Source organism: Domibacillus tundrae (assembly GCF_000970675.1).
GTDB lineage: Bacteria > Bacillota > Bacilli > Bacillales > Domibacillaceae > Domibacillus > Domibacillus tundrae.
Genome location: NZ_LAJA01000046.1, coordinates 1 through 2,227 on the forward strand (window position 1 = coordinate 1; position 2,227 = coordinate 2,227).

Below are 2,227 nucleotides of genomic sequence, written 5' to 3' on the forward strand. Positions count from 1 at the left end.
CGAAAAAAATATACATTCCCAAATGCAACATAAATGCAATTATGTTGTATTAGAAACGCCTCGGATTTTAAAGATCTGGGGCGTTTTTCAACTACTCATACGATGTATTATGTAAACTTAAATAGAGGTTAAATCCTTGATACACCAGCGTTTGGTGAATCTGGCTTTTTTATCGTTTATTCATTTTCCATACATTCGCGTCAATCCAACGTTTTTTCGTCCTGTTTCATTTTCGATTAGTACAGTTTTTATGCATAAAAGATGTGCGCAATTTTGAGCCGATCTTTCAAAAGGGGAACGAAATTTGGTTCTCCCTCAACACACTTTTGTGATGTTTCTTTTTTTTGAGAAGCATCAACGTAGTACATTTTGGTACGCCCTCAATACATTCCCTCAGTTTTGAGGAGATGTGCGCAATTTTGCGCTGATCTTTTCTGAAGGCCGTCCTTTTTTCGGGACACCCTTTTAAGACGCCCCAGAATCGCCTGTATGGCGTTTTAACATCTTCGAGATTATTCCCTTTAAGGAGAAGGAGAATGATATTTAGTTCCCCTTGCCCGGTGCTGTCCATGTTGGGATGGTCAAATTAGACACCCCTTTAACCTCCACACTTTTTTTTAGAGATGTGTCCAGTTTTGGACCGATGTCTTGATGTGCTCATTTTTGATCGTATCCAGAACGAACGAAACATAATAGTAATTATGTTGTATTCAAAATAGCTTCTGAAAATGGGGCTTTTTTAGTTTGTGGTCAAAACTTTTGAGTTACGACACTTTTTATTTATTTAGTGAAATCAAAAAAGCCGACTTCCAAGTTGGGAAATCGACCTAAAGAAACGGTTAATTTAATTTTTTTAATTTCCAAAAGTTATTGAGTGGTCACTTCCGATAATAACTTATTTTGAGCACCTACCGGAAAAGCAGTTTCTTTAGTCCGATTATTGTCTGTAAATCTCCAACTATTTATCAATGAAAGATTATCATCCATTCGATGTAAACTAAATTCGTTCACGACGGCATATTTAGCCCATGCTAATAAATGATCTGTGGGATTCGTCAGCTCTTCTTCTATAACTTGACTAGTCATTCTCTCCGTAATACTACTTCTATTCATTTCCAATCCTGCGGAAATAGTCGTTGAAATACTAGCGGAGAATGGCTCAAAATCAAATCCTGCATCAGTAGTAATTGATACATTTAATGTTTGATTCATAGACTGTTGATCTGTTTGTGTTATACCAGTTTCGATTCTGGATTTTTGAGTTTTACCTGGCGCTATAACCATGGAATCCAATTTTTGCCAGTGCTGCGTTTTCTTTAATATATAATAGGGGGAAATTTTCATTTTAACTTGATCTTCCAAATCACCATTCACATATATACAGGGAATCTTTACATAAGAAGTTACCACTGGATCAGTGCTGTCGGGTAAATTGTCACTAAGACTTTTAAATTGTGGGCAATCGGGAAGTTCACCAGTTTTGATCTCTGGAAAACTAATGTTTTCAACAGGAACAAATTCCCACATTTGATTTTCTCCACCTACCAGATCCCACTGAGCAATATCTGCACCATTATTTTTATTAAAGCCAAGCACATCTATCACTTTTGCGCTATGTTTGGCCTGTAAATATGCGTAACGATCTTTGTCTGGAACCTTCTTTATTATCCATTTTTGGTTACCTGCATCACCACGCCACTGGAATTGCTGAATTAGAGATGCATTTTTACGGTCTTCTCCCCGTACATCAAGCACTTTTCCACTATGTTTACTAACAATAGCATAATACCCTCCATCTAACTTGAAAAACATCCATTGTTGGTTATCTCCTCGGTGACTCTCAAACTGAATAATTTTAGCGGAGTTATCATAGCTCCAATTAAGCACATCAAGCACTTTTCCACTATTCTTACTAAAAATTTGATAAAAGGTATCTTCTCTTATTTCAATAGTCATAATTCCTCTCCTCTCGAAATCGGAAAACCTTAGTTTCCCATGACTACATATTTCCATAACTGTTGTAGGAATCCTTTAATTTTCGTTCGACAAATTTTATGAAGATTGAAATCACCCCTTATCGGTGTGGTATCGTAAACTACATAAAAAGGTAGTTAATAAAGGAAAATGAACAATCAAAAAGACTCTGTCCAATCTAAAAGTCTTGTTTTTACACCATGATGTTGCATCCGGAGTATCATCACGTTTGATTGATCTTACCCCCGTCAAG

The 2,227-nt window shown here is 36.4% G+C and carries 2 protein-coding genes; both read right to left on the minus strand.

The genetic code is table 11. The features are described 5' to 3' along the window. Window positions 1-867: 867 nt before the first annotated feature. The gene (locus tag VQ00_RS17525; protein WP_052728656.1) at window positions 868-1,956 is read right to left on the minus strand and encodes an RICIN domain-containing protein; all 1,089 of its coding nucleotides are present in this window, start codon (window positions 1,954-1,956) and stop codon (window positions 868-870) included. Window positions 1,957-2,132: 176 nt separating this feature from the next. Next, a complete protein-coding gene (locus VQ00_RS19580; protein ID WP_425388398.1) occupies window positions 2,133-2,198 on the minus strand; it encodes an FRG domain-containing protein in 66 nt (21 codons plus the stop codon). Window positions 2,199-2,227 lie beyond the last annotated feature (29 nt).